We start from the raw sequence: 15,484 nt of genomic DNA on the forward strand, positions 1-15,484 counted from the left end.
ACGGGAGAACACCATGCAAGTAATTCTTCTTGAAAAAATGCCCAATTTGGGTCAACTGGGTGACGTGGTTCGCGTAAAAGACGGCTACGCACGTAATTTCCTGATCCCTTACGGCAAAGCCAAGCGCGCCACTGAAGCTGCAATCGCTGAATTCCAGGCACGCCGCGCCGAACTGGAAAAAGCTGCTGCTGAAAAGCTGGCCGCCGCCCAAGCCCTGGGTGCCAAGTTGAGCGAAACCACTGTCCAACTGAGCGAAAAAGCTGCTGTGGATGGTCGTTTGTTTGGTTCGGTAACCAATCACGACATCGCTGCCGCACTGAATGCCTCTGGCCTGAAAGTTGAGAAAGCACAAGTACGCATGCCCAACGGCGCGCTGAAAATTGCTGGCGAGCACACTGTGACTGTTGCCCTGCACCCCGACGTGGTTGTAGACGTGAAAGTTGTGGTGGCTGGCGAAGCAGCTTAATCAAAGCGCTTCAGCCATACCCGGTTTTAAGGCGAATTAGACCATAGGGTTTAGCCACATTCGGTTATACTTTTCGGTCTGCCTGAACCCACAAAAAAGGTCACCTCAGGGTGGCCTTTTTCTATTGCGAAACTATGTCCGAAAATCGACTTACAGAACAAGAAATGACGGGCCTGCGCGTTCCGCCTCACTCGCTCGAATCGGAGCAATCGGTGGTGGGCGGCTTGCTGCTGGACAACCAAGCCTGGGATAAAATTGGCGATGTGATTCGAGCAGATGACTTCTATCGCTACGATCACCGGGTTATTTTTGAGCACATTGCCAAGTTGATTGACGGCTCCAAGCCGGCTGACGTCATTACTGTGTATGAATCGCTGCAGTCCTCCGGCAAGGCTGAAGATGTGGGTGGTTTGGCCTACTTGAACACTTTGGCCACCAACACGCCATCTGCTGCCAACATTCGCCGCTACGCAGAAATTGTGCGCGACCGCGCCGTGTTGCGCAGGCTGATTACGATCAGCGACGACATTGCCACGACTGCGCTGAACCCCCAGGGCAAAGACACCAAAACCATTCTCGACGAAGCGGAAAGCAAGATTTTCAAGATTGCCGAAGACGGGGCGCGCGGCGCGGGTGGTTTTCAAGAATTGCAGCCTGTGCTCAGCAAAGTGGTCGAGCGAATCGATGAGCTTTATCACCGCGACAGCACCAGCGACATCACCGGTATTTCAACTGGTTTTGTAGATTTGGATGGCAAAACATCGGGCTTGCAGCCCGGTGACTTGATTATTGTTGCCGGAAGACCCTCAATGGGTAAAGCGCAGCCACTTGATGCCTTGGTTAAAACGCCAAGCGGCTGGACTACCATGGGTGAATTGCGCGTGGGCGATGCTTTGGCATCTATGGATGGAAAGTCATCCCTGGTCACGGGGGTATTTCCCCAAGGCGAAAAGCAGATTTATAAAGTGGTATTTTCAGACGGTCGCAGTGCCGAGTGCTGTGATGAACATTTGTGGCGTGTGATGTACCGCGACTGGGCCGAGCCCCGCGTGATTAGCACCAAGCGCCTGACGGAAATGCTGGGCTGTGTTCGTTACAAAAACCGCTTGTGGATCGACACTGTGACTGGTGATTTCGGTCACAACGATGTGTTGTCAATTGACCCCTGGGTACTGGGTGCCCTGCTGGGCGATGGCACTTTGGCCTTCAGCCACAGCAGTGTGATGTTTTCCACCAAGTCGGAAGAGTTAGTGCACAGAATGAATGCATTACTTGGACATGACATGGAATTGGTTCATGCACAGGCCTACGACTATCGGGTGGTGTGGAAAGGCAGAATGCTTGCCAATGGTGCTCGCACCAGTCAGCCAAGTTACTTCCGCCAAGCTCTGAACGATCTGGGTGTGCTGGGTTGTGTCAGCCACAATAAATTTATTCCTGAACATTATCTGAAAGCCAATAAGGCGGCGCGGTTGGCCTTGTTACAGGGCCTGTTGGATACCGATGGCTGGATAGAATCCTGGGGTTCGATTCGATTTGCCACGGTAAGCGAGCAACTGGCCAATGATGTGGCCTACCTTGCACGTTCACTGGGTGGGTTTTGTTCAATTGCAACCAAAAATACGCATTACACCAGCAAGGGCGAACACAAAGAAGGGCGCTTGGCTTATGTGTTGAACATGAGCTTTGCCGATGGGCAGCAGGTGTTTACGCTTGAAGAAAAGAAGGCGCGACTGCGCACCGACTGGCAGCGCACACGCCGAATCACTTTTCAAAGCATTGAGCCTGTGCGCATGGCGCAAGCGCAGTGCATTTCTGTAAGCCACCCCACGCGTACATACATCACCAACGATTTTGTGGTGACGCACAATACTGCATTCAGCTTGAACATTGGCGAACACGTGGCTGTGGAAGAGGGTCATGCAGTGGCTGTGTTCTCCATGGAAATGGGCGCCACCCAATTGGCGATGCGTTTGCTGGGTTCCGTGGGGCGTTTGGATCAACATCGCCTAAGAACTGGGCGATTGACGGATGAGGACTGGCCGCGACTGACCTACGCAGTCGAGAAGATGCAGAATGCGCAATTGTTTATTGATGAAACCCCCGCCTTGTCTTCGATGGAAGTGCGCGCCCGTTGTCGGCGCTTGGCACGCCAGTGTGGTCAGCTTGGTTTGGTGATCATCGACTATTTGCAGTTGATGGGCTCTTCGTCTCCGGGTGAAAACCGTGCCACTGAAATTTCAGAAATTTCACGTTCATTGAAAGGTTTGGCAAAAGAATTGAACTGCCCGGTGATCGCGCTTTCGCAGTTGAACCGCTCGCTGGAACAGCGGCCAAACAAGCGCCCGGTGATGAGTGACCTGCGAGAATCAGGCGCGATTGAGCAGGATGCCGACGTGATTTTGTTCATTTACCGTGATGAGGTGTACAACCCTGATTCACCTGACAAAGGCACGGCTGAGATCATTATTGGTAAGCAGCGTAACGGTCCAATTGGTACGGTGCGCGTAACCTTCTTAGGCATGTACACCAAGTTTGAGAACTATGCAGGGATGCAGCCGGAAGGGGAGTAAGCGGGTATTGCTTGTGCTCAATCTGCTTTTCTTCTCATGCAAACCGGCTTTGCTCGTGCTGCCTTGATCAAGTCGAATTCCCCTGCTTGTCACTGGCTCAGGGCATGCGACACGCGAGCGCGTCTTCGCATCGACCTTTCAGGTCGCCCTTCGCTGCGTGCCAAACCGGGCGACTTGATCTTGAATCGGCAGACCGAGCAAAGCCAGTTTGCATCCCCGAAAAACCACGCCTGCCGACTTTAATTTTCAATCAAGCTTTTGCGTAAACTTGGAATCTGGTTACCAGCAACATCATCAATTTTCCAGCGTTGCGCTTCCTGAACCAGATTGATGCGTAGCTTTTCGATTATTCCTGACACCGAGAGAGTAACAAGAACCGTTGCATGATCTTGCTCTACAACTTCAGCGGTGATTTCAATAATTTGAACAGAAGTTGGGTCCTGACAATTGCACAAGGGATCTGCCGAGAGTTCACCGATTTCTCCCGATTCAATTTGTTGTTGCTGCTCCTTTCTAATCAAATCAAAAAGCGATGATGAGAAAATTTCATCGGCTTTGTCCAGCGAAGATGAATTGGAATTGTCGTGATACAGGCCAGCATACGTACGTTGAATAAAATCAATGGCGCTGGGGTTTGCGTTTTCATTTGAAATCCACAAACCAAGCGCGATGCTAATAGAGGACAGCAGTCCGATTACAGCTAAAAAATTCTTTGATAGCTTCATTATTGGACCTTGGAGTAACGATAAATGGCTACATCGGGGTCGGCTTTTCTGTATGTCGGACCACCCCACATATCGCGCTGTTTGAAATCTGAAATCCATTCTTTACCGGTGAACATTGCGATGTGTCCCTCCGGTCGGCTTCCAGCAACATTTGGGATGACTGCAATATCACCTGCTTCTGGCGAATAATTCCTGCAACTTGAGGAATCGATCAGCACCCCTTTGCTATATCGGCTTCGTTTGAATCCGTAGTTTGACAGTACCGGGTCATAAAGCCGAGCTTGCCCAAGAGTGGGCCTCACTTCAATGCCGCCTGCGTCCAGGGCCAGGCGCACATGCAGTGCGCATTTGCCTTGTGACGAGGTATTGGCGATGCTACTGAGTTTCTGTATTGCTTTATTGATATCAAAAGTCATGACTAATTTTTTTGATTTTAAGTTGACCGCGTATATCAACATATTCAGTTCAAGGGGTACAAATTTTCAGCCCAATCATTGCAGTAGGAGGGATGAAAAACAGAGTGTTGTTGCACTATGTGGGTTTGGCCGTGTCTTTGGAAACCAATGTTGAAAAAATTGTTTTTGCAACCGCTTGCTGTTTTTTGCCGCTTTATGCGCAAGCAGAAGTGCTTGATAAATTTTCCCAAATTCAATAAATGCCCATGCCGCAGCAATTGTTTGGATACTTGGGGTGGTAGGGTTGGTGGTGTGGAAAAGAGGGGGCAAGCTTTCACAACTTCAACGAGAGCGTAATGCGCAACACATTGCCAGCGCGCCGTAGAGTCATCATCAAGCGCTCGCTACAGTGTGAATTTCAAAAAAGAGGTATTCAGGCTCTCAGGCGGAAGAGGGAGTTCGACTTTGCTAATGCATTAAAAGGGCATGCAATTTCTTACATGCCCATCAATCTATCAAAGGTTATCTGACGCAAAATCAGCCAGCCTCGAACGCTCACCACGTTGCAGCGTGATGTGCCCTGCATGTGGCCAGCCCTTGAATCGATCCACCACGTAGGTGAGGCCTGAAGAGCCTTCAGTCAAGTAAGGCGTATCAATTTGCGCCAAGTTACCCAAACAGATTACCTTGGTACCGGGACCGGCACGTGTGATCAGGGTTTTCATTTGCTTGGGCGACAGGTTTTGCGCTTCATCGATAATCAAAAACTTGTTGATGAAGGTGCGGCCGCGCATGAAGTTCATTGATTTGATGCGGATCTTGGTGCGGATCAAGTCGGTTGTTGCTGAGCGGCCCCAGTCACCACTGCTGGGGTCGGGCTTGTTCAGTACTTCCAGGTTGTCTTCAAAAGCGCCCATCCAGGGGGCCATTTTTTCCTCTTCCGTACCTGGCAAAAAGCCGATGTCCTCACCGACCGGCACGGTGGCACGGGTCACAATAATTTCAGAGTATTGCTTGCTTTCAAGCACTTGCGACAAACCCGCAGCCAGCGCCAGCAGGGTTTTGCCTGTACCGGCTTGGCCCAACAGCGTCACGAAGTCGCATTCGGGGTTCATTAACAAATTCAGTGCGAAGTTTTGTTCGCGGTTGCGTGCAGTGATGCCCCATACGCTGTTTTTGTTGTGGCTGAAATCCCGCAGGGTTTTTAGCACGGCGGTGCGGCCGCTCACTTCCAATACCTGAGCGATCAATGGAATACCAGTTTCGCAATATACAAACTGGTTCACCATCATGTCTTTTACGGCAGGGCCGCTGATGCGATAGAAGGTGCTTCCACCTTGCTGCCAGCTTTCAATGCCTTTGCTGTTCTTTTCCCAGAAATCGGCGGGTAATTCCATGATGCCTGAATACAGCAGATCACGGTCTTCCAGTACCTGGTCGTTGAAGTAATCCTCGGCCAGCAAGCCCAAGGCGCGGGCCTTGATGCGCATGTTGATGTCTTTCGAGACCAACGCAACTTCGCGATCAGGGTGCTGTTTACTCAGTGCAAAAACCACGCCCAGAATCTGGTTGTCAGCTTTGCCCACGGGCAAGGTTTTCGGCAGTTCAGCAGCCAACTCGGTGGTTTGTACCAACAAACGTCCAAGGGCGTCCACATTGCCCAGCCGGTCCAGTGCCACACCTTTTTCGATGTCCTCGATGTTCTCCATCAAGGCATCCAGCGAACGGCTTACTTGCCGTGCATGGCGGGCCACTTCAGACATGCCTTTTTTGTGGTTGTCCAGTTCTTCCAGCGTAATCAACGGCAAAAATACATCGTGCTCTTCAAAGCGAAACAGCGAAGTGGGGTCGTGCATCAACACGTTGGTGTCTAGCACAAAAATTTTCTTGCCGGTGTGGGTAACCTGTCGCCTGGTTTTGGCAATGGGCGTGGCCACTGGTTTGCGTGCTTTGCCTGAAGCTGCGGCTGGAACATTTCGGGTGCGGTTTGTCGCAGGTGCTTTGGCGGTGACAGTGTTGTCGGCGGCCAAGGTCAGCGGTGCTTTGCCGGTCGTAGTGGTGGTGTCAGACGCATCAGTTTTTTTGGCCGGCTTCTTGGGTCTGGGTGCCGTGATTGGTGGGATTTCGTTCAGTGTAGTTGCTGGTTTGCTGGGTTCTTTTGGCAGAGGCATTGTCAACGATCTGAAGTAGGAAGCTCATAAATCGCGCGGGGTCGTCACGCCCGCGCCCGTGAGGATATTAGTCCCCGATTGTGCGTACAAAGTCAAGCACCGCTTGTGCATGGCCCGGCACCTTCAAGCCGCGCCACTCCTGCACAAGAATGCCTTTCTTGTTGATTACAAAGGTACTTCTTTCCACGCCACGTACTTGTTTTCCGTACATGTTTTTCATTTTCATCACGTCGAAAATTGTGCACACCTTCTCGTCGGGATCTGAAATCAATTCAAACGGCATTTCCAGTTTGGCTTTGAAATTTTCATGCGACTTCAGGGAATCGCGTGAAACGCCAAAAACAAGGCAGTTGGCTTTCAGAAACTCGGGGTGTAGATCGCGAAAGTTTTCGCCCTCGGTGGTGCAGCCTGGCGTGCTGTCTTTGGGGTAAAAATAAATGATCAGGTTTTTGCCAGCGTGGGCTGACAGGGTAAAATTGCCGCCGCCAGTGCAAGCTGCTGAAAAATCAGGCACTTTGCTGTTGACTTCAAGTGACACGGTACTGCTCCCTGAGGTGTGGTGGTTTTGCTGCTGGTGTGCGTGTTTGGTCCAGTATAACCACAGCTTTTGACAGCAAAATGCAGGAAGTGTCAGGAACGCGCCAAAAGCGCCACACCCAGTACGATCACCCCGATCGCCACCCAGCGCTGCAGGCTCACAGGTTCATTGAGGAAGTATTGCGCCGCAAAGGCATTGATCACATAACCTATTGCCAGCATGGGGTAGGCCAGTGTTACATCGACCCGTGAGAGTGCCATTAGCCAAATGAGCAGTGAAAATCCGTAGCAAAACAGTCCCAGAATCATTGGCCACTGCAAGAACAAAGCGGACATGGCACCCAGACTAAGCGCACTGGATGCCTCGATGACGCCCACTTTGTTGGTGGCCATTTTCAGCAAAAGTTGGGCAAGCGCATTCAAAATTACGCCCGAGAGCACTAAAACTGCAGCATAAGTGGTCATAGCAGAATCGCGGCAATCACGTGCCGGTCCTCACCGATCAGGATGTTGTAGGTGCGGCAGGCGGCCTGGCTGTCCATGTATTCAACCGGGCAACGCTTGTTGGCAAAGAACTTGCGAATGTCCATGCCAGGAAAAACCTGTTTTGGACCCGTGCCAATCAGCAACACCTCCATACTTGTCGGACATTGGCTGTATAGCCATTCACAATGGTCCAATTCCAGCGGGCCAGACCCGGCGTTTTCCCAAATTCTGGGTGTGAAGTCGGTGCCAAACACCACACTTTCAGTTTGAAGCCTGCCGCTGATCACGACACCTTCTTCGTCATACCGCTGAACGACGAATTGATTGTCGAGCGATTCAGGTTGAAATTTCATTCGAAAGATGCTCCAGGATGGGGCCAAACCCTAGCAGGCATTGGCCTAAACGGTTAAATTATAAGACTTTGCGCAAGCAAAAGAATAAGCAGCTTAATAACCACCACAACAATCCACACACAGGTCGACATGAAACCCATTCTCAAATCTGCCAAGCTGGCCAATGTTTGCTATGACATCCGCGGACCCGTGATGCAGCGAGCGCGGCAGCTGGAAGAGGAAGGGCACCGCATCCTGAAGCTGAACATCGGCAATCTGGCCCCGTTCGGATTTGAAGCGCCTGATGAAGTTCGCCAAGACGTCATTATGAACCTGGGCGATGCCTCGGGCTACAGCGACAGCAAGGGCTTGTTTGCGGCGCGCAAAGCCATCATGCATTACACCCAGCAAAAGAAAATCAAGGGTGTAACGCTCGACGACATCATTGTGGGCAATGGTGTATCCGAGCTGATCGTGATGAGCATGCAAGGCCTGTTGAACAATGGCGACGAAGTGCTGGTGCCTGCGCCAGACTACCCCTTGTGGACTGCTGCCGTCAGTATTTCCGGTGGTACACCGCGCCACTATTTGTGCGACGAACAAAGCGACTGGTACCCCGACACCAAGCACCTGCGCAGCCTGATCAATGAAAAAACCAAGGCCATGGTGATCATCAACCCCAACAACCCCACGGGCGCTTTGTACCCCGAGGAAGTGTTGCAGGAACTGGTGCAAATCGCTCGCGAGCATCAATTGATTATTTTCGCGGATGAGATTTACGACAAGATGCTGTATGACGGCGCGGAGCACACCTCGATTGCATCGCTGGCCGACGACGTGCTCTTCATTACCATGAACGGCTTGTCTAAAAACTACCGCGCATGTGGTTACAGGGCAGGTTGGATGGTCATTTCTGGCGACAAGCGCCATGCCACCGATTACATCGACGGTTTGGGCATCATGGCCTCCATGCGCCTGTGTGCCAACGTTCCTGGTCAATATGCCATTCAGACTTCGCTGGGTGGTTATCAAAGCATCGACGATTTGGTCGGGCCCGGCGGGCGCCTTACCCGTCAGCGTGACCTCGCTTACGATCTGATGACTTCCATTCCAGGCGTCACTTGTGTGAAGCCCAAAGCGGCGCTTTATCTGTTTCCTCGCCTGGACCCCAAAATTTATCCCATCAAGAATGACCAGCGCTTTGTGCTGGAGTTACTGGAGGCTGAAAAGGTACTTGTGGTGCAGGGCACAGGCTTTAATTGGATCAATCCGGATCATTTCCGGGTGGTTTTCCTACCCAACACCGATGATTTGACGGACGCAGTTGGTAGAATTGCACGCTTCCTGGAAAGTTATCGAAAACAACACCTTGGCTGATTTAAAAATGAACAAACCTCTTCGAGTGGCCCTGCTGGGTTTGGGTACTGTCGGTTCTGGCACATTCAATGTGTTGAACACCAATGCGAGCGAAATTGAACGCCGTGTGGGTTTTCCCATTCAGATCAAAGTCATCGCCGACCTGAACACGGAAAAAGCGCGCGAACTGGCTGGTCCCGGCGTTGAGGTTTTGGGTGATGCATTCGATGCAGTAAAGCGCGACGACATCGACGTGGTGGTTGAACTGATTGGTGGTTACACCATTGCCAAGCAACTGGTGCTGGCTGCGATCAATGCGGGCAAGCATGTAGTCACGGCCAACAAGGCTCTGCTGGCTGTACATGGTGATGAAATTTTTGCTGCGGCTGAAGCCAAGAATGTGATGGTGGCTTTTGAGGCGGCAGTGGCTGGTGGTATTCCGGTGATCAAGGCCATCAAGGAAGGGCTGGCCGCCAACAAGATTGAATATGTAGCGGGCATCATCAACGGCACCTGCAATTTCATTTTGTCAGAAATGCGTGACAAAGGCCTGCCCTTTGCCGACGTACTGGCGCAGGCTCAAGCATTTGGTTACGCCGAAGCCGACCCCACCTTTGACATCGAGGGTGTGGATGCCGCCCACAAAATCAGCCTGCTGAGCTCGCTGGCTTTTGGCGTCCCTGTTCAGTTCGAGAAAGCCTACATTGAAGGCATTACCAAGCTGACCAAGGAAGATATCCAGTTTGCAGAGCAATTGGGCTACCGCGTTAAACTGTTGGGCATTGCCAAGCGCACCGATCAAGGTATTGAGTTGCGCGTTCACCCCACGCTCATTCCTGGCAAGCGCTTGATCGCCAATGTGGAAGGCGTCATGAATGCAGTGTTGGTGAAAGCCAATGCTGTAGGCCCAACCCTGTACTACGGCGCTGGCGCTGGCAGCTTGCCCACAGCCTCGGCTGTGGTGGCCGATCTTATTGAAATAGCACGCGCAAGCCAGGCTCCACTGGCCAGTCGTGTTCCGGTTTTGGCTTTCCAGAAAGAAGGCATTCAAAACCTGGATGTGTTGCCCATGGAGAAGGTGGTCACTGCCTTCTACTTGCGCTTGGCGGTAGACGACAAACCCGGTGTGCTGGCCGAGGTCACTCGCTTGCTGGCCGACAACCAAATTTCAATTGAAGCCATGATTCAGCGCCAGGCTACCAGCGAAAAAGAAACCGCTGAAATTGTGTTGTTGACCCACCGCTGCGTGGAAGGTGATGTGAACAAGGCCATCGCAAAAATTGAGGCCTTGGACAGCGTGCATGGCCCCTTGACCCGAATTCGCGTAGAGGACTTGAGCTGAAATGAAATACTTCAGCAGCCGTGGGGGCATGGATCCCCAAGATTTCTCTGAAATTTTGCTGGAAGGTTTGGCACCCGATGGTGGTTTGGCCGTGCCTGAGTTTTATCCTCAAGTGGCCTTGCATGTGCTGGAAAGCTGGAAACACCTCAGCTATGGTGAACTGGCATTTGAGGTATTAAAGCCTTATGCCACCGACATTCCAGAAGCCGACCTGAAAGCGCTGACCACCAAAACCTACACCAAGGCCGTGTACGGCACTGAAGAAATTACGCCGGTGCGCGAACTGTTCGACGGCATGAAGGTGCTGGAGCTTTCAAACGGCCCCACGCTGGCTTTCAAAGACATGGCCATGCAGTTGCTGGGGAACCTGTTTGAATACCAGTTGGCTCGCACCAACCGAGAATTGAACATTCTCGGTGCCACCAGCGGCGACACGGGTTCGGCGGCCGAATACGCCATGCGCGGCAAGAAAGGCGTGCGGGTGTTCATGTTGAGCCCGGCTGGCAAAATGAGCGCATTTCAGCGCGCCCAAATGTACAGCCTGCAAGATCCGAACATTTTCAACATTGCCATTGAAGGTTTGTTCGATGATTGCCAGGACATTGTGAAGGCGGTGAGCGAAGACCTTGAATACAAGGCACGCCAGAAAATTGGCACGGTGAATTCAATCAACTGGGGTCGCATTTCTGCTCAGGTGGTGTATTACTTCAATGCTTACTTGCGCACCGCCGAGAAGATAGGCGACCCGGTCAGCTTCGCAGTGCCGTCCGGTAACTTTGGCAACGTGCTGGCCGGTCACATTGCCCGGCAAATGGGCCTGCCCATTCGCAAGCTGATTGTGGCCACCAATGAAAACAATGTGTTGGACGAGTTTTTCAAAACCGGTGTGTATCGCCCCCGCAAATCGGCGGAAACCTACATCACTTCCAGCCCGTCCATGGACATTTCCAAAGCCTCGAATTTCGAGCGCTTTGTGTATGACCTGTTGGGTCGTGATCCCAAGGCCTTGAAAGCTTTGTGGCAAGATTTGGCTGCGAATGGTCAATTCGATCTTTCCGAAGATCCACGTTTCAAGCGGGTTGAAGAAGACTTTGGTTTTCAGTCTGGTTCATCGAATCACCAAAACCGCCTGGATACTATCAAGGAAGTTTTCGCCCGCACGGGTACCTTGATTGACACCCACACGGCCGATGCCGTGAAAGTGGCCCGCGATCTTGTGGAGCCTGGCGTACCCATGGTCATTCTGGAAACTGCCCTGGCTGTGAAGTTTGCGGAAACCATTGAAGAGGCCACTGGCCAAACACCGCCAGTGCCCGCGCAGTTCCAGGGCATTGAAAAGTTGCCTCAGCGGGTTGTTGAAATGCCCATATGCGTTGAACAGGTCAAAACGTTCATTGCCGAGAATACCGGGCTGTAAGCCCAACAAAAGCACATTTCAAACAATCGTTTGCCTGCAAGTAATAGGGTTTACCTAACTTGCAGGTCCAAACGGAATCATGAACAATGGCAAGGTTAAGTAACACCCCGTGAAGCCACTGTTTTGACCTCTCAATCCAACACTGTCGACCTCCCCAACGTTGCCGCAGGCCAAGGCATAGATGCTCGGCCCAGAAAGGGTTTGTCTGCGCTGGCGGTGGATGATGAGCCCGGCATGCGCCATTTTCTTGAAAAGGCGCTGGAAACCCGTTTTGCACGTGTAGACACTGCTGGTTCTGTTGAAATGGCCCAAGCCCTTTTCGACAGCCACGACTATAGCACGGTGGTGCTGGATGTGAGCCTGCCAGGCAAAAGTGGCCTGCAATGGCTGAACGAATTGCGCCAAGGCGGCTACGAAGGTGATGTGATTTTAATCACCGGCTATGCCGACATGGACACCGCCATTGGTGCCTTGCGTGCAGGTGCACAAGATTTCTTGCAGAAGCCTTTCCGGATTGACCAGCTTTGGTATGCGCTTGATCGCGCGGCGGATCAAAACCGTTTGAAGCGTGAAAACTTTGTGCTGAAACGCGCGGTTTCAAACTTGCAGCAGAATGAACAGGTGATGGTGGGTGAAAGCCCGATTGTGCGCCAACTCCGAAAGCTGGTGGCCAAAGTGGCTCCCACCGATTCCACTGTGTTGCTCACGGGTGAGTCTGGCTCGGGCAAAGAAGTATTGGCCCGAACGCTGCATGGCATGAGCCTGCGCAGTGAGCGGCCGTTTGTGCCAATCAACTGTGGCGCCATCTCTCCAGAATTGATTGAAAGCGAGTTGTTTGGTCATGCCAAGGGCGCTTTCACGGGTGCCAATGAATCCCACCAGGGCTTGTTCTACTACGCGCAGGGCGGCACCCTGTTTCTTGATGAAATTGGCGAATTGCCGCTCAGCATGCAAACCAAATTGCTTCGCGTGCTCGAAGACCGGCGAATTCGCCCGGTGGGCAGCACCAAGGAAGTGGATGTGGATGTTCGTATTGTGGCTGCGACCAACGTAAACCTGGATGTGGAAGTGAAGCGAGGGCGGTTTCGGCAAGACTTGTACTACCGCTTGCAGGTGATGCCGATTGAAATGCCACCGTTGCGCAGCCGCCCCGAGGACATTGAGCTTCTGGCCAATTACTTCATCAAGGTGTTTGCCAAAAAGCTGCGTATTGATCCCCTGAAAATAAGCCCGGACATGCTGGCCCGCCTACAAGCCTACGAATGGCCAGGCAATGTGCGGGAGCTACGCAACTTCATCGAACGTTCATTGATTCTGGGTTATTTCCCCAAAGAAGATTTGCCTTTGAATCTGGATCTGGATGAACGCGAGCACACTGCTGAAGACACCCAGAATGAGTCGCTTGAGCAGGTCGAAAAGGCGCATATTCTTCGCGTATTGAACGCCTGCAGTGGCAATAAATCCGAGGCAGCGCGCCGCTTGGGTGTGTCCCGAAAAACACTTGAACGAAAGTGCATGGCGTGGAGCCAAGAATAGGTCAGCGGCCATTTCCGCCACGCGGGCATTTTTGGCCCAGCCACTGGACTGTTAAAACCAAACTGGTTGTTACAGCCTGCATCCCTTTGCTGGTGCTCGTTCCAATTGTGGCAATGCTGGTGTGGTCAGCGGGGCAGGCCGCTTACACAAAAATCCTGATTTCGAAAGTTCGCAGTGATCTGGTACTTGCCCAGCAAGAATTCACCGATGTGCAGGAAAGCAAATCACTGGCTTTGAAATCCTGGTCTGAGAGCGCCTATCTTCGGAATTTGCTGAACCAGCGGGGCGGCAAGCTGAACAACAAAGACCTTCAGGCGCAGGCTGAGCGACTCGGTTTTGCGTACCTGCGTTTGATCAGTCCAACCGGCATGGTGGTGAATTCGTTTCCCCCACGCTTGCCATACATGCTTGACTCCGAGGTACAAAAGTCGGTGAAGTTTCGCGAGTCGGGCAGCTACACCGTGTTGCTCTCGAACAAAGAGCTGATGGATATTTCTCCCGATCTCGCCTCGCGTGCGGTGCAGGCGATTATCCCCACCTCCAATGCAAGCCCCTCACCCAAAAGCACCGAGGACCGTGGTTTGGTCGTTCAGGTGCTGCAACCTGTTTTCAACAATGGAAACATGTTGGGGTACCTGGAAGGCGGCTTGCTGTTGAACGGTAACCTGGGTTTGGTGGATGAAATCAACAACCTGATCTATTCGCCAAACACCTTGCTGGAAGGCTCAATTGGCACCACCACCATTTTCCTGGAAGATGTGCGAGTGGCGACTACGGTTCGTCGCGACGGCGAACTGCGCGCGCTGGGCACCCGCGTGTCCGATGTGGTTCGGCAAAGTGTTTTGGGCCGGGGTGAGGTGTGGCTGGAACGTGCATTCGTCGTGAACGACTGGTATGTGGCTGCTTATGCACCACTGCTTAGCCCCGAGGGTGCACGAATCGGCATGTTTTATGTGGGCTTTCTGGAAGCGCCTTATGCCAATATAAAAACACAACTGCTGATTTTGTTTTTGTTGGCGGTGGGGGCGGCCATGGTGTTGGGCGCCATGATGGTGGTGCGTTTGACATCCGGAATTTTTTACCCACTTCGCCGCATGAATTACATCATGAGCTTGCAGGAACGTGGCGATACTGCGGCGCGTGTGGGAGACCTTCGCCGTGAAGACGAATTTGCTGACCTGGCCAATCACTTTGACGCGCTGCTGGATCAACTGGATGCACGGCGCAGCGAACTGCTCGGCTTGAATGAGCAACTGGACGAGCGTGTGCGACAGCGAACTGCCGACCTGCAGGCTGCGAATCAAAAACTTCATCAAGCAGTGGAGCAGTTGCTGGCCTCAGAGAAGCTAGCGGCCTTGGGGCAGTTAACTGCGGGTATCGCACATGAGTTCAATAATCCGTTGGCAATCATGATGGGGCATCTGGATTTGATTCGTATTACCCTGAATGATCCAGAAAGCCTGAAAACCGTGCGTTTGCTGGATGAGCAAGTACACCGCATGCGCAACATTGTGCAAAAGCTGCTGCAGTTTTGCAGGCCCGATGAATACGCTTCCTACACTGAAGAAATCAATGTCAATGAAATCATTCAGGACAGTATTCTGTTTGTTCGAAATGAAATTGATATGGCTCGTGCGCAACTGAAGTTTGATTTTTCTGCACAACAAACGGTTCAATTCAGTAAAACCGAGTTGCAGCAGGTCATGGTCAATTTGTTGATTAATGCAACCCACGCTCTGGAAGGACAGTTCGATGCGCAATTCGCAGCATTGAACGAGGGCCCCACCATTTCAATAAAAACTGCCGATGTTCGCTTAAGTGACGGGCAGCCAGCTGTGCAAATTCTGGTGCAAAACAACGGCGAAGCGATTCCCCCCGATCGTTTGCAGCTTATTTTCAAAATGTTCTACACCAGCAAGCAGGCAGGTCGTGGAACCGGGCTGGGTTTGCCCGTGTCTCGCATGTTGGTGCAACGTTATGGTGGCGATTTGTGGGCCACCAGCCCGGTACTGCCTGAAGTTGAGCCACAATTCGGTGCATGTTTTGAAATTGTATTGCGTTGCAAGGCACGCCCATCCGCAGATATTTTGAAAGAAACAGGTCAGCAACTGTTGTTGATCGAAAAGCAATTGTCAGAAGGAAACTGAA

General features: G+C 52.1%; 13 protein-coding genes. 7 read left to right on the plus strand and 6 right to left on the minus strand.

All coding sequences use genetic code 11. The features are described 5' to 3' along the window. Window positions 1-13: 13 nt before the first annotated feature. Together rplI and dnaB are read left to right on the plus strand one after the other, a co-directional pair. Window positions 14-466, plus strand: a complete 453-nt coding sequence (gene rplI / locus PY990_RS07065; protein WP_275271007.1) for a 50S ribosomal protein L9 — start codon at window positions 14-16, stop codon at window positions 464-466. A 164-nt stretch (window positions 467-630) separates the two neighbouring features. Continuing rightward, entirely contained in the window at window positions 631-3,039 is a 2,409-nt protein-coding gene (gene dnaB, locus PY990_RS07070; protein WP_343075070.1) for a replicative DNA helicase, read from the plus strand. Window positions 3,040-3,278: 239 nt separating this feature from the next. On the opposite strand, the gene PY990_RS07075 is transcribed toward dnaB, so the two are convergent. The 6 genes from PY990_RS07075 to PY990_RS07100 form a co-directional block, all read right to left on the minus strand. After that, a complete protein-coding gene (locus PY990_RS07075) occupies window positions 3,279-3,764 on the minus strand; it encodes a DUF3828 domain-containing protein (RefSeq protein ID WP_275271009.1) in 486 nt (161 codons plus the stop codon). Further along, window positions 3,764-4,222 carry a hypothetical protein gene (locus PY990_RS07080; RefSeq protein ID WP_275271010.1) on the minus strand — a complete coding sequence of 153 codons (459 nt, stop codon included), beginning with the start codon at window positions 4,220-4,222 and terminating at the stop codon, window positions 3,764-3,766. Before PY990_RS07080 ends, PY990_RS07075 begins: the two co-directional genes overlap by 1 nt. A gap of 452 nt (window positions 4,223-4,674) precedes the next feature. After that, complete coding sequence (locus PY990_RS07085; RefSeq protein ID WP_275271011.1) at window positions 4,675-6,330, minus strand: PhoH family protein; 1,656 nt, start codon at window positions 6,328-6,330, stop codon at window positions 4,675-4,677. A gap of 67 nt (window positions 6,331-6,397) precedes the next feature. Then, window positions 6,398-6,868: a peroxiredoxin gene (locus PY990_RS07090; RefSeq protein WP_275271012.1), complete on the minus strand. Its 471-nt coding sequence runs from the start codon at window positions 6,866-6,868 to the stop codon at window positions 6,398-6,400. Window positions 6,869-6,960: 92 nt separating this feature from the next. After that, window positions 6,961-7,332 carry an SMR family transporter gene (locus PY990_RS07095; protein ID WP_275271013.1) on the minus strand — a complete coding sequence of 124 codons (372 nt, stop codon included), beginning with the start codon at window positions 7,330-7,332 and terminating at the stop codon, window positions 6,961-6,963. Beyond that, window positions 7,329-7,706, minus strand: a complete 378-nt coding sequence (locus tag PY990_RS07100; protein ID WP_275271014.1) for an Mth938-like domain-containing protein — start codon at window positions 7,704-7,706, stop codon at window positions 7,329-7,331. The genes PY990_RS07095 and PY990_RS07100 overlap by 4 nt, the downstream gene beginning before the upstream one ends. A gap of 129 nt (window positions 7,707-7,835) precedes the next feature. On the opposite strand from PY990_RS07100, the gene PY990_RS07105 reads away from it, so the two are divergent. From PY990_RS07105 to PY990_RS07125, 5 genes are all read left to right on the plus strand, one after another. After that, window positions 7,836-9,062, plus strand: coding sequence for a pyridoxal phosphate-dependent aminotransferase (locus PY990_RS07105; protein WP_171098655.1), 1,227 nt, complete (start codon window positions 7,836-7,838; stop codon window positions 9,060-9,062). A gap of 7 nt (window positions 9,063-9,069) precedes the next feature. Then, complete coding sequence (locus PY990_RS07110; protein ID WP_275271015.1) at window positions 9,070-10,383, plus strand: homoserine dehydrogenase; 1,314 nt, start codon at window positions 9,070-9,072, stop codon at window positions 10,381-10,383. A gap of 1 nt (window position 10,384) precedes the next feature. Next, a complete protein-coding gene (gene thrC / locus PY990_RS07115) occupies window positions 10,385-11,800 on the plus strand; it encodes a threonine synthase (RefSeq protein WP_275271016.1) in 1,416 nt (471 codons plus the stop codon). Window positions 11,801-11,923: 123 nt separating this feature from the next. Continuing rightward, window positions 11,924-13,336, plus strand: coding sequence for a sigma-54-dependent transcriptional regulator (locus tag PY990_RS07120; protein WP_275271017.1), 1,413 nt, complete (start codon window positions 11,924-11,926; stop codon window positions 13,334-13,336). Then, the gene (locus tag PY990_RS07125) at window positions 13,321-15,483 is read left to right on the plus strand and encodes a sensor histidine kinase (RefSeq protein ID WP_275271018.1); all 2,163 of its coding nucleotides are present in this window, start codon (window positions 13,321-13,323) and stop codon (window positions 15,481-15,483) included. The genes PY990_RS07120 and PY990_RS07125 overlap by 16 nt, the downstream gene beginning before the upstream one ends. The last annotated feature ends 1 nt before the right edge of the window (window position 15,484 follow it).

The sequence above is a fragment of the Limnobacter olei genome, from assembly GCF_029087225.1.
GTDB lineage: Bacteria > Pseudomonadota > Gammaproteobacteria > Burkholderiales > Burkholderiaceae_B > Limnobacter > Limnobacter olei.

Excerpts from the sequence above, each read along its gene's own strand:
- rplI (WP_275271007.1), top strand. The coding sequence starts at position 14 with ATGCAAGTAATTCTTCTTGAAAAAATGCCCAATTTGGGTCAACTGGGT.
- dnaB (WP_343075070.1), top strand. The coding sequence starts at position 631 with ATGACGGGCCTGCGCGTTCCGCCTCACTCGCTCGAATCGGAGCAATCG.
- PY990_RS07075 (WP_275271009.1), bottom strand. The coding sequence starts at position 3,764 with ATGAAGCTATCAAAGAATTTTTTAGCTGTAATCGGACTGCTGTCCTCT.
- PY990_RS07080 (WP_275271010.1), bottom strand. The coding sequence starts at position 4,222 with ATGTTGATATACGCGGTCAACTTAAAATCAAAAAAATTAGTCATGACT.
- PY990_RS07085 (WP_275271011.1), bottom strand. The coding sequence starts at position 6,330 with ATGCCTCTGCCAAAAGAACCCAGCAAACCAGCAACTACACTGAACGAA.
- PY990_RS07095 (WP_275271013.1), bottom strand. The coding sequence starts at position 7,332 with ATGACCACTTATGCTGCAGTTTTAGTGCTCTCGGGCGTAATTTTGAAT.
- PY990_RS07100 (WP_275271014.1), bottom strand. The coding sequence starts at position 7,706 with ATGAAATTTCAACCTGAATCGCTCGACAATCAATTCGTCGTTCAGCGG.
- PY990_RS07105 (WP_171098655.1), top strand. The coding sequence starts at position 7,836 with ATGAAACCCATTCTCAAATCTGCCAAGCTGGCCAATGTTTGCTATGAC.
- PY990_RS07110 (WP_275271015.1), top strand. The coding sequence starts at position 9,070 with ATGAACAAACCTCTTCGAGTGGCCCTGCTGGGTTTGGGTACTGTCGGT.
- thrC (WP_275271016.1), top strand. The coding sequence starts at position 10,385 with ATGAAATACTTCAGCAGCCGTGGGGGCATGGATCCCCAAGATTTCTCT.